Annotated in this window: 22 protein-coding genes; 12 read left to right on the top strand and 10 right to left on the bottom strand. The window is 56.1% G+C overall.

Annotated elements, in window-relative coordinates:
- Positions 1-398: 398 nt before the first annotated feature.
- The 5 genes from RISK_RS07525 to RISK_RS07505 form a co-directional block, all read right to left on the bottom strand.
- Positions 399-881: a pyridoxamine 5'-phosphate oxidase family protein gene (locus RISK_RS07525; protein ID WP_047813658.1), complete on the bottom strand. Its 483-nt coding sequence runs from the start codon at positions 879-881 to the stop codon at positions 399-401.
- Between the two features lie 160 nt (positions 882-1,041).
- Positions 1,042-1,314: a GlsB/YeaQ/YmgE family stress response membrane protein gene (locus tag RISK_RS07520; RefSeq protein ID WP_047813657.1), complete on the bottom strand. Its 273-nt coding sequence runs from the start codon at positions 1,312-1,314 to the stop codon at positions 1,042-1,044.
- A gap of 101 nt (positions 1,315-1,415) precedes the next feature.
- The gene (dps, locus tag RISK_RS07515) at positions 1,416-1,910 is read right to left on the bottom strand and encodes a DNA starvation/stationary phase protection protein Dps (RefSeq protein ID WP_047813656.1); all 495 of its coding nucleotides are present in this window, start codon (positions 1,908-1,910) and stop codon (positions 1,416-1,418) included.
- Between the two features lie 54 nt (positions 1,911-1,964).
- Positions 1,965-2,771, bottom strand: coding sequence for an SDR family oxidoreductase (locus RISK_RS07510; RefSeq protein WP_047813655.1), 807 nt, complete (start codon positions 2,769-2,771; stop codon positions 1,965-1,967).
- A 76-nt stretch (positions 2,772-2,847) separates the two neighbouring features.
- On the bottom strand, positions 2,848-3,066 hold the full coding sequence (locus tag RISK_RS07505; RefSeq protein ID WP_047813820.1) for a hypervirulence associated TUDOR domain-containing protein: 219 nt from the start codon (positions 3,064-3,066) through the stop codon (positions 2,848-2,850).
- A gap of 293 nt (positions 3,067-3,359) precedes the next feature.
- Between RISK_RS07505 and RISK_RS07500 the strand changes: the two genes are divergently transcribed.
- The 4 genes from RISK_RS07500 to RISK_RS07485 all read left to right on the top strand — a co-directional run bounded on the left by RISK_RS07500 (position 3,360) and on the right by RISK_RS07485 (position 5,436).
- Positions 3,360-3,542 carry a zinc ribbon domain-containing protein gene (locus tag RISK_RS07500; RefSeq protein WP_047813819.1) on the top strand — a complete coding sequence of 61 codons (183 nt, stop codon included), beginning with the start codon at positions 3,360-3,362 and terminating at the stop codon, positions 3,540-3,542.
- A 280-nt stretch (positions 3,543-3,822) separates the two neighbouring features.
- Positions 3,823-4,320, top strand: coding sequence for a nucleoside deaminase (locus RISK_RS07495; RefSeq protein ID WP_236696122.1), 498 nt, complete (start codon positions 3,823-3,825; stop codon positions 4,318-4,320).
- The gene (locus RISK_RS07490) at positions 4,313-4,783 is read left to right on the top strand and encodes a response regulator (RefSeq protein ID WP_047813654.1); all 471 of its coding nucleotides are present in this window, start codon (positions 4,313-4,315) and stop codon (positions 4,781-4,783) included. The genes RISK_RS07495 and RISK_RS07490 overlap by 8 nt, the downstream gene beginning before the upstream one ends.
- Positions 4,784-4,815: 32 nt before the next feature.
- A complete protein-coding gene (locus RISK_RS07485; RefSeq protein ID WP_047813653.1) occupies positions 4,816-5,436 on the top strand; it encodes a DedA family protein in 621 nt (206 codons plus the stop codon).
- Between the two features lie 20 nt (positions 5,437-5,456).
- Here the strand turns inward: RISK_RS07485 and RISK_RS07480 are convergent, their stop codons facing one another.
- Entirely contained in the window at positions 5,457-5,975 is a 519-nt protein-coding gene (locus RISK_RS07480) for an MgtC/SapB family protein (protein ID WP_047813652.1), read from the bottom strand.
- A 293-nt stretch (positions 5,976-6,268) separates the two neighbouring features.
- On the opposite strand from RISK_RS07480, the gene coxB reads away from it, so the two are divergent.
- The 6 genes from coxB to RISK_RS07450 all read left to right on the top strand — a co-directional run bounded on the left by coxB (position 6,269) and on the right by RISK_RS07450 (position 12,470).
- The gene (coxB, locus tag RISK_RS07475) at positions 6,269-7,201 is read left to right on the top strand and encodes a cytochrome c oxidase subunit II (protein WP_047813651.1); all 933 of its coding nucleotides are present in this window, start codon (positions 6,269-6,271) and stop codon (positions 7,199-7,201) included.
- Complete coding sequence (ctaD, locus tag RISK_RS07470) at positions 7,198-9,699, top strand: cytochrome c oxidase subunit I (RefSeq protein ID WP_047813650.1); 2,502 nt, start codon at positions 7,198-7,200, stop codon at positions 9,697-9,699. Before coxB ends, ctaD begins: the two co-directional genes overlap by 4 nt.
- The gene (locus RISK_RS07465) at positions 9,699-10,112 is read left to right on the top strand and encodes a transmembrane prediction (RefSeq protein WP_173442634.1); all 414 of its coding nucleotides are present in this window, start codon (positions 9,699-9,701) and stop codon (positions 10,110-10,112) included. Before ctaD ends, RISK_RS07465 begins: the two co-directional genes overlap by 1 nt.
- A complete protein-coding gene (locus tag RISK_RS07460; RefSeq protein WP_047813649.1) occupies positions 10,112-10,783 on the top strand; it encodes a cytochrome c oxidase assembly protein in 672 nt (223 codons plus the stop codon). The genes RISK_RS07465 and RISK_RS07460 overlap by 1 nt, the downstream gene beginning before the upstream one ends.
- Before the next feature lie 42 nt (positions 10,784-10,825).
- Entirely contained in the window at positions 10,826-11,920 is a 1,095-nt protein-coding gene (locus tag RISK_RS07455; RefSeq protein WP_047813648.1) for a c-type cytochrome, read from the top strand.
- Between the two features lie 205 nt (positions 11,921-12,125).
- A complete protein-coding gene (locus RISK_RS07450; protein WP_236696121.1) occupies positions 12,126-12,470 on the top strand; it encodes a DUF3140 domain-containing protein in 345 nt (114 codons plus the stop codon).
- Between the two features lie 214 nt (positions 12,471-12,684).
- Here RISK_RS07450 and RISK_RS07445 read toward each other — a convergent pair whose 3' ends face one another.
- Entirely contained in the window at positions 12,685-13,587 is a 903-nt protein-coding gene (locus RISK_RS07445) for an SDR family oxidoreductase (RefSeq protein ID WP_047813646.1), read from the bottom strand.
- Positions 13,588-13,827: 240 nt separating this feature from the next.
- On the opposite strand from RISK_RS07445, the gene RISK_RS07440 reads away from it, so the two are divergent.
- Positions 13,828-14,814 (top strand): NAD(P)-dependent alcohol dehydrogenase, encoded by a 987-nt coding sequence (locus RISK_RS07440; protein WP_047813645.1) that lies wholly within the window; start codon positions 13,828-13,830, stop codon positions 14,812-14,814.
- Positions 14,815-15,347: 533 nt separating this feature from the next.
- Here the strand turns inward: RISK_RS07440 and RISK_RS07435 are convergent.
- The 3 genes from RISK_RS07435 to RISK_RS07425 form a co-directional block, all read right to left on the bottom strand.
- Entirely contained in the window at positions 15,348-16,703 is a 1,356-nt protein-coding gene (locus tag RISK_RS07435) for a dihydrolipoyl dehydrogenase family protein (protein WP_047813644.1), read from the bottom strand.
- On the bottom strand, positions 16,700-17,212 hold the full coding sequence (locus tag RISK_RS07430; protein WP_047813643.1) for a carboxymuconolactone decarboxylase family protein: 513 nt from the start codon (positions 17,210-17,212) through the stop codon (positions 16,700-16,702). The genes RISK_RS07435 and RISK_RS07430 overlap by 4 nt, the downstream gene beginning before the upstream one ends.
- Before the next feature lie 84 nt (positions 17,213-17,296).
- Positions 17,297-17,863, bottom strand: a complete 567-nt coding sequence (locus RISK_RS07425; RefSeq protein ID WP_047813642.1) for a type 1 glutamine amidotransferase domain-containing protein — start codon at positions 17,861-17,863, stop codon at positions 17,297-17,299.
- A 484-nt stretch (positions 17,864-18,347) separates the two neighbouring features.
- Between RISK_RS07425 and RISK_RS07420 the strand changes: the two genes are divergently transcribed.
- The gene (locus RISK_RS07420; protein ID WP_047813641.1) at positions 18,348-19,187 is read left to right on the top strand and encodes a C39 family peptidase; all 840 of its coding nucleotides are present in this window, start codon (positions 18,348-18,350) and stop codon (positions 19,185-19,187) included.
- Positions 19,188-19,305: the final 118 nt, after the last annotated feature.

The following is a 19,305-nucleotide window of genomic DNA, read 5'->3' as shown; positions in this document are numbered from 1 at the left end:
AACCTCTGTATTCGAAAGAAGCATTGGGGGCTGTCCTGGGCTGTTCAATCTTTGGGGGTACAGCGCTTCTGGTGTGCGCAAGTTTCTGTCTCGCATCGACAAGTCACCTCTCCCTCAGCTTTGCTGGGGGAGAGGTCGAACAGGCCGATGGAGCCCCTGTTCGGGTGAGGGGGCGATTCACAGCAAACCGCCTTTTTGGCCTCGTTTCACACATCACGTGCCCCCTCACCCGGATCTCGCTGAACGCTCGCTCCGACCTCTCCCCCAACTTCGTCGGGGGAGAGGTGACAGGCAAGAAACTGTCCACGAAAACGCTGCGTCGACACCAAAGATTGTCCAACCGGGGCGAACGCCCAAACGGCTCACAGGATTATGCCCGATCATTCCTGCCGACCTGCTTACAACGAGACGCTGGCGTTGATTTTTTCGTCCGTTTCGGCACGTTCGCCCTGGACGTACGCTTTCCCGGCACGCAGCAAGTACTTGATTCCGGTGAAGCCGCTGTTGTCCCAGTACTCTCCATGGTCGGGTTCGACGCGGAGCAAGGTGATGTTGGGATCGTTCTTGCCTTCGGGGAACCAAACCTTCCAGGCTTCTTTCCAAAGCTGGTCCAGCTTGGCCGCGTCATCGATGACGCGGCACTGCCCCGACAAGGTGACGAATTTGTTGGACGCCTGCAGGGTAACCGCCACGTCACGGTCCAGCATCAATTCCGCGATCTTTCCTGAGTTGCGACTGGTCACAAACCAGAGTTGACCGTCGTCGGTCGCTTCGGCGATTGCCATCGGACGAGCGTCCAACCCGCCATCATCGGTCTTGGTGACGAGCATGGCATTGTCGAAGTCGTGAATGAGTTCAATCAGCTTCTTTTGAGTGTTCATCTTGGTACCTACTAACGGGGGCGAGTTACGTGACTGGCATGAGTTGCAAATGGGAGGCCAACATGCCTGAGATCATGCCTTCGCACAAAAAAACGAGAGGTGGGAACCTCTCGCAGTTCGAAACGGTGATTCGATCCGTTTCACACGAATCGTTTGCGGATCAGTGCATGTGGGTCTGTGAAGGCGACCGATTCCAGCGGGTTGCGATGGCGAGCACGGCGACGGCACCGATGATCGATCCGATCCATCCGGACGCTTGCATGGCCGACCCACCGAATAGTAGGAAGGCAAGGAATCCGCCGACGAACGAACCTGCGACGCCCAGCAGCGTCGTCTTGATCATTCCCAGGTCTTGGCGACCCGGATAGATGAGGCGAGCAAGGGCTCCAACGATCAATCCGAAAATGATCCAGCCGATGATAGGAATTAACATAGTGGGGCTCCTTTCAAGAGCGATGTGTGAACTTCAAACGAGGTGGACTCACTTCGAAGGAAGTGAGTCGTTTTCAACGAGCAAAGACTCGGGACGCCAGGTCAGACTTCTTGGGCTTGCAACATCCACAGATGTTTCTCGAGTTCCCCGGACAGGGCAATCAGCATGTCTTCACTGATGGCGTCCAGTTCACCGAGCTTTTCGATGGCACTTCGAAGCGAGTCAATCATTTGCTTCAGTGCGTCGGCGACTTTCGCAATGGTTTCGCTCACTTTGACGAAACCGCCGGGGTATTCTTCCAGTTCGCTTTCCGCGACGACGGTCGAACTGCGCCCATCGGCAGGTCCACCCAAGGTAACGATCCGTTCCGCGACTTCATCGCTTCCGGCACGTACCGTTTCTATGATTTCATCGAGTTGCAAGTGAATGCTGCGGAAATTCTGTCCCACCACGTTCCAGTGGGCTTGTTTCATCAGCAGGGCAAGGTCAATCAAATCCGTCAGGTTGTGTTGCAACAAGGAAGTCACTTCCTGGTTCGTTTCGTCCTCGAGGATCTCACGTTTGAACGGAGTTTTTGTCGTGGTTGTGGTGGACATGCTTTAATCTCTTGGGTTTGTGGGAGAGGGAATTGATGAGCGGGAGGGAGTTCGCTAGGGAGCCAAGTAGTCTTCGCGAAAAGCGGTGGCAGCGAGTGGTGCGGCGGCTTCGAAGCCTCCGTCGATCGGCCAGCGTGCTCCGGTGATGAATCCCGCTTGCTCGCCAGCCAAGAAGTTGATGACGGCCGCGACTTCATCGGGATGACCGACTCGGCGGACGGGAATTGCCTCACGCGGCGAGCTGTTTGCCTCGTCGGCATCCATGTCGTTCATTGGTGTCGCGATTTCACCGGGGGCAACGGAGTTCACCGTGATGTTGAGCGGTGTCAGATCCAATGCCAAACATTTCACCAGGCCGCCAAGAGCGTGCTTGGTCATGGTGTACAGCGTATCGACTGGACTGGCGATCGCTTCGTGAACGCTGGTGACGACGATGATTCGTCCAGGCGTCCTTTTGGGGGCGCCGTCCAAACCACCGGGCAACATGTGGTGCACGGCCCGCTGGATCGCCAAGGTTGCACCGATCGTGTTGACGTTGAAGATTCGCTGTGCTGTCGCAACGTCCAGATCTGGCATGGTCTGGTTGACCATCATGCCGGCATTGTTAACGAACACGTCCAAACCACCCAGTTCGTCGGCCATCTCATCAACCACTGGATTCGCGGTTTCGGGATGTGTCAAATCCAAGTGCTTGATCACGCACGAACGTCCTGTTGCTTGCACCATTTTGGCAGTGCGCTGGGCGTCTTCTTCGCTGTGAGCGTAGGTGATTGCAACGTCATGCCCCGATTGAGCCAGGGCGACAGCGGTCGCGCGGCCAATGCCTGTGCTGCCGCCGGTGATGATTGCTTTGCGATTCATGGGACTCTGTGATGAGGATCTTTGGTAGCGGACTCTTGCCGCTGGATGTTGCGTTGCGTTAGGAGACCCGAGTTGCTCAGGCGTCCTCCAGCTCGGTTTCGCTTTTCAAAACATGGTCGCCGTCTTCCTGTTCGATGAAATAGGCAGGTGTTTCGTCGCTGGCGTTTCGTGTGACCTCATTGCCCTTGATGGTCTTCGTCACCTTCTCTTTGTGGGACTCTTTGATCTGTCCCTTGGCGGTTCCGCTGCCATAGTTCCACGTGACGTATTGGTTGACTTGGAATTTTTGGCTCATGAGAAGTTCAGGCTGCTCTCGGGGAGGCGTGCTTCGGTTTCGAACGTCGCGGGCTGAGTCCGAGCGAAGCACAGGAAACGATTCAGACTGCGAAGATCAGACTGCTAGAAACTTGGAAGCAAACGCCGGGCCAAAGGTGATGCCGTTACGATTGGCTCGCCGCTTGCGGATGATGAAGAGGCGGACGCAAACGGTTCATTGCATGCCTTCGCGGCCGTCTTTCGCTGCGGCAGTTCAGCCTGGGTTTTGGCTGAATTGATCCCACAGCATTCTTTCACTCACGGACAATGGTCATGAACGACACTCAACAAGACACCGCCCCTCTGAATCACACGCCTTGCCCCGGGTGCGGGAAGCAGGTGGATGATCGCGTTCCGGCTTGCCCTCGATGCGGCGAGAAGATCTACGTCGAACATCCGGGCGGGATCACTCCGACCAAGCACGAGCCTTTGCCGGCGAACGATCCCAGGAAGTAGTGTTTGGTTCCCTTTCGTGCGACGCGGTCGATTGCAGATCATTTCACATCCGCAAGCGTTGTCGCGTTCGTTTGAACGCGATCATGTGTCCCGCTGATTGTGATGATTTGTTCAGTTGAAGTTCTCCTGTGAGGGAGGATCAGGTTTGATTTTCATCGCCGGACGCTTCGCCGCGGAAAACGCCGGGTCCACGAGCGGTATGCAGCTGGCGGTCGATCGCGGCACGACACTTGCGTCGCCTTGATTTCAAACTTTCATCCTTTCTTATTGATCTAATTCCATGTCTTCATCCTCGGCAGTTCGCAGCGATATGCTTCGCCAGTGGATGAAGTCTGTTGTGTCGGTGACGATCGAGGGAGTGGCCAGCGGCGAGCATCCGTTTGGTGCTGGCGTCTTCACCGAGGACGGAAGGCAAATCGCCGTTGCTCACAACGAAGTGGTCACACGCTGTGATCCGACAGCCCATGCAGAGATTCTGGCCATCGGGAAGGCTGCCAAAAAGCTTCGGGGGCCGGACCTGTCAGGTTTATGGATCGTTTCAACCGGCGAGCCCTGCCCGATGTGTCTGGCTGCAATCGGGTTGGCAGGGATCCAACGAGTTGCGTATGGAGCGTCCGCAGCAACCATCGAGGCGGCCAACTTCGGCACCTTGGGATTGAAGGCCAGTGATCTCGCAAGTCAGTTGTCGCCGGCCATTGAACTGACCGGCGGTGTCTTGGAGTATGACTGTTCGGCTCTTCTGATCAATCATCGAAGGAAGGATCAGGGCGATGGTTGAACTGAATTGGAAGGTTGCCCAGGAACTGCCGCTACCAACGATTGGCATGGGAAATGTTTTGGTCGTGGACGATGTCGCCGTGATGCGAACGATCATCTCAAGAGTTTTGAGTGACCTGCAGGTTGAAAGCGTGCAGGCTTCCGACGGTCGCGAAGCATTCGAATGGTTGTCCAAGCGGGCTTTCAACGCTGTGATCACCGACATCGAAATGCCAAATTGGAGTGGCTTTGATTTGGTCGATGCAATGCGGAGGTCAAAGGATCAGCGAGTGGCAACCATGCCGGTGATTGTGACGAGCACGCTGGCAAGCAAGGCAGTCGCTCGGAGAGCACGGCAGTACGTTGGGGTGTATTTCCTGCAGAAACCAATCTCCGTCTCACGGTTGAGCGTCACGCTGAAGATGGTTGCCACCAGCCGTTGGCTGCATGAGCGATTTTCGGCTGGTCAAGAGATTGGCCTTTGACACAAACGTCACTTGCGAGGATTTGATCAATCATGGATCAGTGGATCGAAACAGTCTTGGAGCAGTTTGGAGCGTTCGGCGTCGGAATGTTGATGCTCCTGGAAAACGTGTTCCCTCCCATTCCATCTGAGTTGGTGATGCCTTGGGCGGGGTACTCCGTCAGCCAGGGACAGTCTTCTTTTCTCGCGGTTGTCATTTCCGGTAGCCTTGGATCCTTTGCAGGGGCGTGGGCGTGGTACTGGGGCGCACGTCGAATCGGAAAACAACGTTTGGCGGCGTGGGTGGATCAGCATGGTGCCTGGCTGACCATCAGCCGTGACGACATTGACCGGGTCGATCGTTGGTTTGGAGAGTGGGGTGCCGCAGCCGTGCTTTTGTGTCGTTTGGTTCCCGGTTTGAGAACGTTGATCAGCGTTCCCGCTGGCTTTGCAGAGATGCCCCCCTTCAAGTTCTCCGTTTACACCGCCGTCGGGACGGTCGCTTGGACCTCGCTGTTGGCCGTGATCGGCTGGTGGCTCGGTAAGAATTACGGCGATCTCGCCGGTCCGCTCAGTTGGGTCAGCACAGGAGTGATCGCTTTGATGGTGGCGATCTGGCTCTACCGGTTGGTTCAGCAACGTCGTATGCGAGCCCGTAGCACAACGCACGGATGAGAGAATGGATGGCGACCTGCTTAGCGTCGGTCTTGAGGCTCTTCTGAGCTATTCTTTGCCGAACTCGTTTTGGACCTTCGAATCACCCACTTTGCGATGCGATGTTCGATGCATCCCACAATGAGAAGCACGAACACGGCCGCGATCGCGACGCTGGTTGCCAGTGCCACTCGTTCCACAGCGGTTGCGACACCGATGCCAGCCGTCAGAAAAATGCTCGCCGCTGTTGTCAGTCCTTCGACCTGTTCGCCTTTCTGATGAACGATCGTCCCGGCACCTAGGAAACTGATGCCAACCACGATCGCTTGAAGGACACGAATCGGGTCCGCGCTGAGGAGCGAATCGGGCTCGCGAGATTGGAAGTGATTCACTGCTTCCTGAGCCAGCAGCATCATCAGCGATGATCCCGCGCAAACGAAAATGTGAGTCCGGATTCCAGCGGGCTTGCGAGCGAACTCACGTTCGATTCCCAGCAAAGCGCCCAGGCCACCAGCGGTAGCGATGGTTTGCAATTGGGTGATGTCGAGACTGTCTAGCATGCGCTCTGCACCGAGCAAAAGTTGTGCCCTTGCTTGAGAACGGTCGTGAACTCAGTGTCCGGTACCTGTCGCGGGAAGCACCCCCTGGGCCGTCCCCGGCAAACGGTACCTGCAACGCATCTTCAGCTCATGACATCGTTGGTGATCGCCGGGGGAACACGTTCAGTCCACGAGCCTGTCCGGCATGGCGATTGCTGCTGACAACCGCAATCTGGCGTCCCACCGATCCGAACATGCGCTGCATGGTCACTGGACGAATTGCTATCCCACTGAGCATTTATCGACCACCGTCTATGAACTTTGCTGCCTCCCAGTCCGCTCTCGATCCCGCCGGTGTCGGTGCCGATTCGATTGCGGACTTGTTTTGGGTGATGTTGTTCGGTGGAAGTTTGATTTGGCTGATCGTGGTCGGGTTAGCAGTCTATGCGATTGTGTTCCCGGGTCAGCATGACCAGAAGAAGACACGAATGCTTGTCATTGGTGGCGGGGCCGTTTTCCCGACGTTGGTTTTGACGGCGCTCCTGGCGTACGGGTTGGCGATGTTGCCCGAGCTGCAACGCCCGGCTCCGGATGGCAGCCAGGTGATTGAGGTCACCGGGGTTCGATGGTGGTGGCGAGTTGTCTACCAAACGACAGACGGAAACAAGGTGGAGACCGCCAACGAAATTCATTTGCCGGTGAACGAACCCATCGAATTTAAGCTGAAGAGCGACGACGTGATCCATGCGTTTTGGATTCCTTCGTTGGGCGGCAAGATCGACATGATTCCTGGTCGCGAAAATCGGTTGAAGCTGGTGCCCAATCGAATCGGTGTCTATCGCGGTGTGTGCGCCGAATACTGCGGTGAGGCCCACACGCAGATGGCGTTTGATGTGATGGTGGAGTCACGAGAGGATTACGACGAGTGGCTACGCCAACAAAAAACGCCCGCGGTCGAAATGTCAGGCTTGGCGAAACGAGGTCAACGCGTCTTTGAGTCGTCCGGTTGTGGCGCTTGCCATGCGATTCGCGGAACGTCGTCTGACGGAGTTGTCGGTCCCGACTTGACGCACTTTGGTAGTCGCCGAAGCATCGGTGCGTCTGTGATGCCAAACAATCCGGACAATCTGACTCGCTGGGTCACCGAAACTCATCGCATCAAACCGGGAGTGGAGATGCCTACGTTTGAAGTCTTGAATGATGCCGAGCTGCAATCGTTGGTTCGCTACTTGGGGGAATTGAAGTGAATGATCCAAGAGCGAAGCGGTTGTTGAAAGCGTGGGAAACGCCCAAAGGTTGGCGTTATTGGTCGGCGGTCAACAACAGCGAAGTGGGACTGTGGTACACGCTCACTGCGTTTGCGTTCTTTCTATTTGGCGGTGTGCTGGCCCTCATCATGCGGGTTCAGTTGGCGTTGCCCGACAACCATTGGCTGACACCTGATCAGTACAATCAGATCTTCACGATGCACGGCAGCGTCATGATGTTCTTGTTTGCCGTGCCGATCTTGGAAGCGATCTCGATCATGCTGCTTCCCGAGATGTTGGGCTCACGTGACCTGCCGTTCCCAAGGTTGTCAGCCTACGGGTACTGGTGCTTCTTGATTGGTGGCGTGTTTGTGTGCGCCTCGCTGTTTTTCGGCGTTGGCCCCCGCGGTGGTTGGTTCATGTATCCACCGATGACAACGGAGTACCAAGAGGGGATTGGGCCCGACATTTGGTTGCTGGGGCTTTCGTTCATTGAAATTGCTTCCATTGCTGCAGCGGTGGAACTCATTGTTGGTGTTTTGAAGTGCCGGCCGCCGGGAATGCGATTGAATCTGATTCCGCTTTACGCTTGGTACATCCTGGTCGTGGCGGTCATGATTCTGTTCGCCTTTCCACCATTGATCGCTGGTGATTTGTTGATGGAATTGGAACGAGCCATGGATTGGCCGTTCTTTGATGTCGAGCGTGGTGGCGACCCGATGCTCTGGCAACACCTGTTTTGGATCTTCGGACATCCTGAGGTCTACATCGTTTTCCTGCCTTCGATTGCCTTGGTCGCGATGATCATTCCGACGTTCGCCCGTACGCCGATGGCTGGATATGGGTGGATCGTACTGGCAGCGGTGGGAACCGGGTTTTTGAGCTTTGGGTTGTGGGTTCACCACATGTTCACGACCGGATTGCCGGGGATCTCGATTGGCATCTTTTCGGCTGCGTCCCAAGCGGTGGCGATACCCACCGGCGTGCAGATTTTCTGTTTCATCGCGACGTTGTTGGTGGGCCGTGTCCAACGCAAGGTCTGTTTGAAGTTTGTGCTGGCCGGGTTGGCGACGTTCATCATCGGCGGGTTGACAGGGGTGATGGTTGCGATCGCCCCGTTTGATTACCAAGCTCACGACACTTACTTCATCGTTGGGCATCTGCACTACGTGTTGATCGGTGGCACGATTTTTCCAATCGTTGCGGGATTTTACTACTACTACCCATTCGTGACGGGCAAGCGACTTTCGGAAAGGCTGGGCAACATCGCGTTTTGGTTGATGTTGATCGGATTCAATGTTGCATTCTTTCCGATGCACCTCGCGGGATTGACTGGGATGCCTCGCCGGGTCCACACATTCCCGGGTGGAATGGGGTTTGAATTGCCAAATTTGATCTCATCCATTGGCGCATTTGGGTTGGGGGCGGGATTCGTGGTGCTGCTTTGGGACGTGTTTCGCCCCAAGGGGAACCACCCATATGTACCGCGAAATGTTTGGAACGCGGGAACGCTTGAGTGGAGCGGGCAGGTGCCTGATCATCCCTGGGGTATTCGCTCCATACCGATCATTGAAACGAGATACCCGCTGTGGGAGCAAGAGAATCTGATGGCCGAGATTGATGCCGGACAATTCTACTTGGCCGATGCGGAGGAGGGGCGGCGAGAGACGTTGGTGACCAGTGCGGTGGACGCGGAATTGATCCAGTGTTTGCGTGTTCCGGGGCCATCGTTTTTGCCTTTTTGGGCGGCAGTGTTCACCGGTGGAGTGTTCATCTTTTCAACCTATCACTGGTGGATGCTGGCCGGTTGTTGCAGCGTGCTCTCGTTCGCAACGATCGTGACTTGGATGTGGACGGGGACGGCAGAGATCCCTGAAAAAGAAACCAAGCCGGTTGGATTGGGCCAATCGTTGCCACTTTATGTGTCGGGGCCCGCGGCGGTGGGTTGGTGGGCGATGTTCATCACGATGCTGGGCGATATGACAGCATTCATCTCGCTGGTGTTTGGGTATTTCTTCTATTGGACCGTGCACGAAGACTTCCCCCCGGCACACTGGAACGGCGAGCCTGTTGTCGGCGCAGGATCGCTTTGGCCCCTCGTTTCGGTTGGATTGGGGGCAGTGGCGTGGTTCGCGGTGGTGATGGCGCGGCGTTGGAATCACAACGACTTCATTCTGGGGTTTTATGCGTCGAGCTCGTTGGCGGTGGCGGCCGCACTGGCGTCTGGCGTGGCGCTTGTTTGGGGACCGTATTCCAACGGGATGGATCCAACGGTGCACGTGTATAGCTCGACCACCGGAGTGTTGGTCCTCTGGTCTTTCGTTCATTTGATTCTCGGTGCCACGATGCTTCTTTACTGCATGGCTCGGCGCCTCTTCGGGAAGATGGATGCCGAGCATGACGCGGATATCGTGAACGTCACATTGGCGTGGCACTTTTTGTTGCTGACCGTTGCGATCACCGGATCGGTGTTGGCACTCTTTCCTTGGGTGGCTTGATGAGTGAGCGTGTGAATCGGCAGGCTGTTCCACTGCATGAGCATGAGCGACTGCGCCCGATGCGGATGCGTTTGTGGTGGATTGCGATTTCGCCGACGGTTTGGGCCATTCACTTTCTGGCGAGTTACATCACCGCGGCGATTTGGTGTGAGAAGATGATGGCAGGCAACCTGCGGCCGTTGCAGTTCTCCGTTGCGATCTACACCGCGATCGCGTTGCCTGCAATTGGATGGGTTGGTTGGGCGAGCTACCGCAACTTTCGTCGCGGCGATCCGCCGGTCCCGTATGACTTTGACGATCCGACGGATCGAACTCACTTCCTCGGATTCACCGCCTTTTTGTTGTCAGTGTTGAGTGTCGTCGCGACGCTGTTCACGGCTTTGGTGTTCGTGTTGATTGGGAGTTGCGACTGATGAAAGTGTGGATGTGGAATTTTGGCTGGGCTGTGCTCGGACTTGCATGGTTGGGACCGTTGCCTGAACTCGCGCAGGTTTCCTTCGCCGCGCACATGACGTTGCACATGGCGGTGGTTGCGGTTGCGTCGCCGCTGCTGGCGATCGCGGCAGCCGGGACAAGGTTGGATCCTGTTCGGAAGGTGCCTGGTCTGTTCTCACCGATCCCAGCATCCGTGGGCGAACTGTTGATCGTTTGGGCTTGGCATGCTCCCGGCTTGCATCACTTCGCTCGTCACTCCCTGATCGGATTTGTGATCGAGCAATCCATGTTCTTGGCTGCCGGCGTGTGGGTTTGGATCTCTGCGTTCGGGGGCTCATTGCCTCGCTCACCGGCACGCAGTGGAGCGGGTGTGATTGGTTTGCTGTTGACTTCGATGCACATGACGTTGCTCGGTGCCTTGCTGACGCTCTCACCAAGGTTGCTCTATTCACATCATCATTCAGGATGGCTGGATCCGATCACGGACCAACACCTTGGTGGAGCAGTGATGTTGGTGGTCGGCGGCATTGCTTTCTTGGCGGGAGGGCTTTGGCTCACAAGGGATTTGGTCGGCGATGGTGAGAATGGTTCAGCACGGCTCTCCGTTGCGTCTTTCCAAACGCATTGCGGGAGTGCATCACATGAATGATCCTGGGTTTCATCTTTCAAAGCAGAGTGACGGTGCCGAATCATGTTGTTGACTTGGAAGCGAGCATTGTTCGCAGCTTGCGTTTTTGGGTTTCTGGGCAGCGTTGTCTTGATAAGCGGTGTCGTTCCGGTGAAAGCGAGCAGTGGGCATTGGCAGGTCACACGTTGGTTCCTCGATTTCGCAAGCGACCGATCGGTGAGTTTTCACTCTCGAGGGACTGAGCCACCCGAAGACCGTGAACTGATGGACGTGCGATTGGGGGCCGAGATCTTCCAAACCAATTGTCGTTTCTGTCATGGTTTGCCCGGGAAAGAACAACCGCCCGTTGCCAAGGGGATGACGCCGACACCGCCGAGACTGGACCGATCACTGCTAGAGAAAGAACCGAGGGAACTGCACTACATCATCCAACATGGAATCAAGTTCGCTGGCATGCCCGCTTGGCCTGTTCCAACACGAGGCGACGAGATCTGGCCGGTGGTCGCCTATTTGCGACAAGCATTGAAGGAGGATCGCGATAGCTTTCATGCGGAACGATCAGAGAGCGATCTGTCTGCACTTGCGAAACTGCCTCTCCTTCAAGCTTGCGTTGATTGTCATGGCGTGGATGGGGGCAGTCGAGCGGGCAAGCAGGTTCCGCATCTGACGGGGCAAGGAGAAGCGTATCTTCGTCAATCGTTGATCGCGTTCCGATCCTCCGAACGTACCAGCGGTGTGATGATGCCGGTGTGTCATGATCTGACCGATCAAGAGATTGAAGCTTTGTCCAAGCACTATCACGAGATGAATTCAGCCGATGTGCGGTCCAGAGTTGACGAAGCGATTCCGGATCAGGCTGCGATTGATCGCGGCCGTGAGCTCGCGATGCGTGGTGATCGCGGTCGAAAAATTCCTTCTTGTCAGAAGTGCCACGGACCGGATTTGGAGAACCGACGTGATGATTATCCAAGTTTGTCGGGGCAGTCGAAGTGGTATCTGCAGCGACAGTTGGAACTGTTTGAGAAGCGAGCACGTGGTGGGACACAAACGGCACGTTTGATGCATCCGATCGCAGACGAGCTGTCCGAGCGAGATCGTTCCGATTTGGCAGCCTTCTACGCTTCCTTGCCCACGTCCGACAAACGTTCGGAGAAATGAATCGGCCTATTGGCCTGTCGCTTTAGTCAGCCGGAACACGATCGCGTCCGGTTTGTCTCCCGTGACCGTGGGTGAAAGCCCATCGGCTGATCGCGAAATCTGCGAAACGTATTGAATCAATAGGCTGCTATCGCTGAATTCCTTCGGTTGCAGCGAGGAAGACGTGTTCGTTCACCACACACATCCCGCAATGGAAGATCTGATCATGGCGACCAGCTTGTCTGAGAAGCAAGAAGAAATCTATGAAGAGTTCTACGACCTCGTCAACATGCAGCCCAAAGAGATCGAGGATTGGTTGGAGACCGACGAGTCCAAATCAGTCGGGCAAACGAAAGACGGTGCCGAAGAGTCTGTCGGTCGGCAATCCGCTCGCAAGATCATCGAAATCAAACGCACCAACAAGTCGGAGCTTTCAGACGAGCAATTGGATCACATGCAAAAGGTTTGTGGGTACATCAAGCGGCACGCGGCGCAAGAACCCGATGGGGATGTTTCAGAAACGGACTGGTGCTACAGCCTCAAGAATTGGGGCCACGATCCATCGAAGTAGAAAGCAAGGTCGGCTCGCCGATCGGGTGAGCCGGCCTCGCGTTTAAGCAGGTTGGCAGGAGTCTGTTGGCATTTGAACTGTCATCGCAAACGCCACTGTTCCCACGTACAACCGGGGCTAACGCCGAATGGCTCACATGGTTCTGCCTGATCACTCCTGTCTACCTGCTTAGACGTTTGAGAGTGTCCGGCCAAGTGGCGACATGCCGCCAGTGTCAGACGGGTGTACGACCGCCAGTGCACCCGAAGACTTCCCCGGTAACGTAGCTCGCGTCGGGACTGGCCAACCAGACGTACAACGGTGCCAACTCGATCGGTTGAGCCGGACGTCCAAAGAGGCTGTTGGCTCCAAATTCCTTGAACTTTTCTTCTGGCATCGAGCCGGGAATCAGCGGCGTCCAGACGGGACCTGGTGCGACCGCGTTGACCCGCACCCCATGGTCCATCGCCAGTTTGGCCAGTCCTTTGGTCATTCCCAGCATGGCGGATTTCGTGGAAGCATACGGGAGCAGGTACGGCGAAGGGTCGTAGCCTTGAATCGAAACCGTGTTGATGATGCTCCCCCCTGGTGGCAAGTGTTTCATCACGGCGCGCGAGAGCCAAAAGGGCGCATAAACGTTGGTTTTGAAGATGCGGTCGAACAGTTCCGTTGAGAATTCGTCGACGTCATTGGCGGTTTCCTGGTAGGCCGCGTTGTTGACGAGAATGTCAATCGCACCGTGTTCTTCGCGAGTCTTCTCCACCAATTCGTTGCAAAAGGATTCTTCGCGAAGATCGCCGCGAATCACGGAGACATCGACGCCGGATTGCTTTGCGACTTCTGCTGTTTGCTTTGCATCGGCGTCTTCTGAGAGATAGTTGATCGCGACGTTGGCTCCCTCTCGAGCGTAGCAAATCGCGATCGCACGACCGATGCCGCTGTCGCCGCCAGTGATCAGAGCGTTCAGGCCCTGCAATTTGCCAGAGCCTTGGTAGCTGTCTTCGCCATGATTGGGAGAGGGGTGCATCTTCTCCGTGCTGCCTGGCATCTCCATTGGTTGCTGGTCGTTGAACGGAGGTTTCGCGTACGCTTCTCGCGGATCGACGAGCTGCACGCGTTGTTGGGTGGCGGTGGTCATGATTTGTTCCAGACGCTTTCTTGTGGAAGGGGGGGAGGTGCGATTTGTCCTTCAACCGAGATGCAAACAACGTTCCGGGAAATGCAGGATTGGGGTGGCAGGTGTTGTTCTCAGTTGCGGCGATTCTCTCACCTGCCCGGTACACCAGTTGCAGTGATGAAACTGGCAGTTTCGCGAGCACAATGAACGCTCGCGGAACAAGAAATCAAAAACAACCAACGAGACTCGAGAGAAATCGTCATGACTGATGCAGCAACGTTGAATGACCGCCAAACCATGAACGCGATGGTCTACGAGGATTACGGCGACGCGACTGTGTTGCATCCCGGCGTCGTTCCAATCCCGGAACGCTTGCCAGGGCAGGTGCTGATTGACGTGCGAGCGTCCAGTGTCAATCCAATTGACTACCGGTTGCGGAGCGGCGAGATGAAAGGGTTGTTGCCGGGTGGGTTTCCTCGGGTTCCCGGCTACGACGTCGCGGGGGTGATCGCGGATTGCGCCGGCGACGGACCCTTTGCGGTTGGAGATCGAGTGGTTGCGTTCCTGGATACGATGCGCGGCGGAGCCTGTGCTGACTTCGCTGTCGCAGCGATTGATGTGACCGCTGCGATTCCCGATTCGATGAGCTTCAATGAAGCCGCCGCCATTCCGCTTGCGGGCACGACTGCGCTCCAGTCTCTCCGAGATCACGGGGGCATTGCGAAAGGCAAGCAGGTTTTGATCAATGGCGCGAGCGGTGGTGTCGGGATGTTTGCAGTGCAAATTGCAAAATCCTACGATTGCCATGTGGATGCCGTCGCAAGCGGGGACAACGAAGATTTTTGCCGGTCACTCGGGGCGGACCACTTTTACAACTACGAAACAACGGATTTTGCCAACTCATCCGAACGCTGGGATTTGATCTTCGACGCGGCGGGAAAATCGGATTACTGGGATGTCAAGCAGGTGCTCAAGGAAGGTGGGCGGTATGTGTCGACGGAGCCCGACGTGAAAGGCATGTTGATGACTTTGGTGACTTGGCCGTTGTCAAAGTCGGGGACAGTGATGTTGGCGAAGCCGAATGCGGACGATTTACGGACGCTGATCACGCTGCATGAACGGGGCGAACTGGAGATCACCATCGACGCGATCTATCCGTTTTCTCAATTGAGCCAAGCACACAAGCATGTGGAAAACGGAGTGGAACGCGGCAAAGTTGTGCTGACCGCTGACGGCAGTGGGCTGTGATTTCGGGTCGCTCCAAGCAGGTAGGAACGATCGAACAGAACCGTGTGAGCCGTTTGGGCATCATTCTGGACTGTGAAAGGTTTGGTGGAGCGGGGGCCAATGGTTTGCGCAAGTTCCGTTGCACGACTTCGCCCCAACAGGGCAGCCCTATGACAGCCCAGGGCAAGGGACGTCGATCTTCTTACTGCCGTTCTTCGAGGCTCCTTCGCCCAGGACCTGAACCGTAGTGGACGAGGCGACGAGTCCTTTCCCACGCAAGGGACTTGTTGCCTCGGCCACTACCAAATGCTGTCCTTCATCAATCGACATACCCTGCCTGCTGAGACAGAATCGGGAGGCGGAGCCTCCAAGACAGTGTGTTCCCAGGCAGAGCCTGGGAACAAGGAAACACGGAAAAAATCCTTCAATCATTCAATCAATTTCCGACGCCCTGGGTTGCGGCTGCCCCGTTGGGGCGTGGGACAGAACCAAAAAAAGGCCGCATTGTCTGGCACCCGCTTTTTCCGAAGGCCAGTGTTGGTCCCGGTTACGGCTCAAAGCATTGAGCGGACATCGGACGCGAAGGTGGGGAACGCGAACAAGGTCGACTTCATGTCGGTTGCGGTCAGATTGAACTTCATCGCCAGTGCAAACAAGTTGATCGTTTCTTCCGCGGATGGGCCGAGCAAGTGAGCGCCAAGAATCACATCGGTTTTCGAATCAATGAGAAGCTTGTAACCGGCGACAGTTGGTCCAATCTTGCGGACACTTCCCCAGGACGAGATGTCGTCGCTCAGGACATCCAGGTTGTGATTGGTTTGACGGGCTTCCTCCTCTGACAATCCAACGGACGCGATGCTTGGAATCGTGAATGCGACCTTGGGAACATGCCCGTAGTCGGGAACCCGATCCAGCTTTTCGGAGAACAGGTTCTTCGCCGCAATTCTCGCGTCTTCATTTGCGACAGGAGTCAATCGCGGCATCCCATTGTCGGCGCAGTCGCCGGTTGCGAAGACGCGTGGGTTGGTCGGGTTTTGCATGAATGAATTGACTGTGACCCCATTCTCGCCGTGTACGATTTCGCCTTGAGAAAGGCAGAGTTCGTCAATGTTCGGGACGCGGCCCGCCCCATGAATCGCAAGTCCACATGGAAGAGGGGATTCCTGATTGGCAAAGTGAATTTGCAGCCGACCGTCTTTCGATTTCTCGACACGGGAGATCTCCGCGTTCAGTTGGAACTGAACCCCGTTGTCACGGAGAGAGCCAGTGAGTTGATCGACAAGATCGGGGTCGAAACCCGCGAGTACTCGAGCGTTCTTTTCGATGACGGTGACCCGGCGTCCGGCGCGGGCAACGACGCCAGCAAACTCCAACGAAATGTAACCGCCGCCAATGAAGACCACATGATCGGGCAACGTTTCCAGTTCCAGAAACTCATCACTGCGGGTGACATTCTCTGCGCCAGCGAACGATAATTCACGCGGCCTGCCGCCGGTGGCGATCAAAAATCGCTCGGCGGTCAGTTTCGTGCCAACGACGTCAATCGTGTCTGGTGCGACAAATCGTGCGACCCCATGAAACGTCTTGATCCCGTCGTCTTGGAACGATTGTTCCTTCTTGTCGGCGACGGGTTGAGTGAACTCCGTTTTGAACGCGTGAAGCTGCTTCCAGTCAATTTGGAGCGACGCGTCTGAAACAAGCCGACCGTTGCCACGGTGGACTTGGTCGACCAATTGACCCGCGTTGACATAAACTTTCTTGGGATTGCATCCACGCAGTGCACAGACGCCCCCGAATGTCCTCGAGTCGACCAACGCAACGCGTTTGCCTGACCGAGCGATTTTCGAGGCGACTGTGCCGCCGGAAGGCCCCGTTCCCAGGACCACCAAATCAAATTGTTTGCTGCTCATGGCAGTTCGATGTCCAATCCGTGATTGACACGATTGGTGAAGTTGGCGAGTGCCACCGCAGCGGCCAGGGTGACCAGTTGTTTTTCGTTGAGGAACAACTTGAGTTCCTTCACAACCGATGCGTCAACGTTTGCCTTAGTCGTCAATTGCTCGGCGTACTTCAGAACCGCCTGTTCCTTGTCATCGAACAGGTCACCTGCGCTGACGTTCATTGAGTCCAGTTGTTGTTCCGACAAACCCGCTTTCTTCGCTGCTTGGCGGTGGTAGTGGGAACAGTAGTCGCACGAATTCAACTGGGACGCTTTGTAGTACGCCAGCTCTCGATATTTGGCTGGCAAATCGTTCTGCAGCCCATCGTTGATCTGAGTCATGCCACCTAGAACGTCTGGCTGGTGTGCCAACGTGCTGAAGATGTTCATTGACTGGCCGAACTTTTCTTCGATGGCCTCGAGGATTGGTTTGGCTGCGTCGGGAGCTTCGTTGATCGACAGTGGTTGTGCATACGCCATGGTGGTTTCCAGATAGTGGGGGAGGTGTTGGACAAAGGTTCCAGGTCGGCTCACGCGAGCGGACCTGGAACTCGGGTTCAGGCATCAGACCGTTTGAGCGGCGTGCTTGCCTTCGGCGAATTCTTCGATCGCCTTGTCGCAGAAGGCTGGCAGGTCATCGGGGTTGCGACTGGTCACCAGCCCTTCATCGCACACGCATTCTTGGTCCACCCATTCTGCACCCGCGTTTTTGAGGTCAGTTTTTAGACTTGGCCAAGACGTGACTCGACGCCCCCGAACAACGTCCGCCTCGATCAGCGTCCACGGTCCGTGGCAAATGGCCGCGACGGGTTTGTGTTGCTTGAAGAAGTCACGGATGAAGCTAACGGAGTTTTCGCAGGTCCGGAGGGTGTCGGGATTCGCGACACCGCCAGGCAGGACCAATCCATCGAAGTCCTCCGCTGAGACGTTGGCCACGTTCTGGTCGACCGAAAACTGATCGGCCTTTTCGTCGTGGTTCATGCCTTGGATTTTTCCATCCTTTGGCGACACCAAAACGACGTCTGCGCCGGCGGATTTGATCGCTTCCCAGGGCTTGGTCAATTCGACTTGCTCGAAACCGTCCGTTGCGAGAAAGGCGATCCGCTTTTCGTTCAGTGTTTGTTCACTCATGTGATTGTCCTCATTGATTGGGTGCGAATTTCAATTGCGAGGGACAATGGACGCAGATTGCGTGCCGCAACAACGCGTTCTTCACGGTTAAGCAGGTACGCAGGTGTCATCGAGTATGTGAGCCGTTGGCGTTAGCCACGGTTTTCACGCGCAACCGGGGCTAACGCCCAAACGGCTCACATGGTTGTGCCCGATCATTCCAGCCGACCTGCTTAGCTCCAGACGAGATAAGTTTTCGCCCCGGTTGTGCGTGGGAGCAACAACGCTTACCGAAACAGTCCAAATGCCGAAAGACTCCTGCCGACCTGCTTAGCGGTCGATGGCAGGCGGCTCGATGTGTAAGGCTGTTCGTTGCGGCGTGAGAATTGCGTTGATGCCGCAATGCTCGGGTGGCGTGTTTCAGGATCGCATTCCGCCTTGCCGACCCAGATCACAATTTCAATGAATTCTACAGAAGGATAGCCAGTTGATAGCGACTGATTTGATGAATGCGATGTTGGTGATGGCCGGGTTGTCGATTGCGGCAGGTTGGTTTGTGTTCTCGGTCGCCTATTCGGACAAAGGTCAGCGGGTGATGTTGTGTTTGTCGCTCGCAGTTCTGGCGATGATCTACTTCCTCTTTTACGCGTCTGGCCAGCTTTTCTGGGCCAAGTATGTGCCCAATTCTGCTGCGATTGTCTACACAAACTTCGCTTCGATCTTCGCTGCACTCGCTGCGGGTTGGGCTTTGCGTCTCCCCCAAACCCCCGCGTGGCGCCGCGTGATCTTGTCCGCTTTGTTGGGGATGGTTTCGGGAGCAGCCATTCTTTGGCCGTTGCTTTCCATCGCAATTCGTCCGGCACCCGAGGGCGGAGATCAATGGAAAAACGGCGTGGCGATGCAGACTTCTTGGGCGACATGCAGTCCCGCTGCAGCAGCGACGCTGCTTCGTGCTGAGGGAATCAACGTGTCTGAATCGGACTTGATCCCGCTTTGTTTGACTGATTCCAGTGGCACGCCAACCCTTGGGTTGTATCGTGGAATCAAATTGGTCGCTGACCAACACAGTCGGTCGGTAACCGTCCTGAATGAGACGCTGGACGAGATGTGGGACCGGAACGATTGGCCAGTCTTGATGGCGGTGAAGTTGCCGTATGGAGTCGATGATCGACGGTACGCTGACCAATGGGGATGGATTCCGGGGATGGGGCACAGTGTTGTTGCACTGGGGCTGACCAGCGACGGGCAACGCATGCTCGTGGGCGACCCGTCGGTCGGGCTCGAGGAGTGGTCGAGAGATGACCTTCGCGTTCTATGGCATGGCGATGCCATCCGCATGGACTGAATTGGTTGGCCAGATGGTGCTGGTCCGCTCGTTTGATAGAAGTTCTCGTTTTCGCATGGAACGAGCTGGGCGAACGAGGTGGGCAGGCGTCTCGCGGTTGTGAATTCTCGCGGTCGAG

This window comes from Rhodopirellula islandica (assembly GCF_001027925.1).
In the GTDB taxonomy this organism is placed as follows: domain Bacteria; phylum Planctomycetota; class Planctomycetia; order Pirellulales; family Pirellulaceae; genus Rhodopirellula; species Rhodopirellula islandica.
This window is presented reverse-complemented; position numbering and strand designations above follow the sequence as displayed.

What these genes read in the sequence shown, in the direction of transcription:
- RISK_RS07460 (WP_047813649.1), top strand. Translation starts at nt 10,112, where the DNA reads ATGAAAGTGTGGATGTGGAATTTTGGCTGGGCTGTGCTCGGACTTGCA.
- RISK_RS07480 (WP_047813652.1), bottom strand. Translation starts at nt 5,975, where the DNA reads ATGCTAGACAGTCTCGACATCACCCAATTGCAAACCATCGCTACCGCT.
- RISK_RS07430 (WP_047813643.1), bottom strand. Translation starts at nt 17,212, where the DNA reads ATGGCGTATGCACAACCACTGTCGATCAACGAAGCTCCCGACGCAGCC.
- RISK_RS07445 (WP_047813646.1), bottom strand. Translation starts at nt 13,587, where the DNA reads ATGACCACCGCCACCCAACAACGCGTGCAGCTCGTCGATCCGCGAGAA.
- RISK_RS07440 (WP_047813645.1), top strand. Translation starts at nt 13,828, where the DNA reads ATGACTGATGCAGCAACGTTGAATGACCGCCAAACCATGAACGCGATG.
- RISK_RS07465 (WP_173442634.1), top strand. Translation starts at nt 9,699, where the DNA reads ATGAGTGAGCGTGTGAATCGGCAGGCTGTTCCACTGCATGAGCATGAG.
- RISK_RS07495 (WP_236696122.1), top strand. Translation starts at nt 3,823, where the DNA reads ATGTCTTCATCCTCGGCAGTTCGCAGCGATATGCTTCGCCAGTGGATG.
- RISK_RS07525 (WP_047813658.1), bottom strand. Translation starts at nt 881, where the DNA reads ATGAACACTCAAAAGAAGCTGATTGAACTCATTCACGACTTCGACAAT.
- RISK_RS07510 (WP_047813655.1), bottom strand. Translation starts at nt 2,771, where the DNA reads ATGAATCGCAAAGCAATCATCACCGGCGGCAGCACAGGCATTGGCCGC.
- RISK_RS07435 (WP_047813644.1), bottom strand. Translation starts at nt 16,703, where the DNA reads ATGAGCAGCAAACAATTTGATTTGGTGGTCCTGGGAACGGGGCCTTCC.
- coxB (WP_047813651.1), top strand. Translation starts at nt 6,269, where the DNA reads ATGAACTTTGCTGCCTCCCAGTCCGCTCTCGATCCCGCCGGTGTCGGT.
- RISK_RS07450 (WP_236696121.1), top strand. Translation starts at nt 12,126, where the DNA reads ATGGCGACCAGCTTGTCTGAGAAGCAAGAAGAAATCTATGAAGAGTTC.
- RISK_RS07455 (WP_047813648.1), top strand. Translation starts at nt 10,826, where the DNA reads ATGTTGTTGACTTGGAAGCGAGCATTGTTCGCAGCTTGCGTTTTTGGG.
- RISK_RS07490 (WP_047813654.1), top strand. Translation starts at nt 4,313, where the DNA reads ATGGTTGAACTGAATTGGAAGGTTGCCCAGGAACTGCCGCTACCAACG.
- RISK_RS07420 (WP_047813641.1), top strand. Translation starts at nt 18,348, where the DNA reads ATGAATGCGATGTTGGTGATGGCCGGGTTGTCGATTGCGGCAGGTTGG.
- RISK_RS07505 (WP_047813820.1), bottom strand. Translation starts at nt 3,066, where the DNA reads ATGAGCCAAAAATTCCAAGTCAACCAATACGTCACGTGGAACTATGGC.
- RISK_RS07520 (WP_047813657.1), bottom strand. Translation starts at nt 1,314, where the DNA reads ATGTTAATTCCTATCATCGGCTGGATCATTTTCGGATTGATCGTTGGA.
- dps (WP_047813656.1), bottom strand. Translation starts at nt 1,910, where the DNA reads ATGTCCACCACAACCACGACAAAAACTCCGTTCAAACGTGAGATCCTC.
- RISK_RS07500 (WP_047813819.1), top strand. Translation starts at nt 3,360, where the DNA reads ATGAACGACACTCAACAAGACACCGCCCCTCTGAATCACACGCCTTGC.
- RISK_RS07425 (WP_047813642.1), bottom strand. Translation starts at nt 17,863, where the DNA reads ATGAGTGAACAAACACTGAACGAAAAGCGGATCGCCTTTCTCGCAACG.
- RISK_RS07485 (WP_047813653.1), top strand. Translation starts at nt 4,816, where the DNA reads ATGGATCAGTGGATCGAAACAGTCTTGGAGCAGTTTGGAGCGTTCGGC.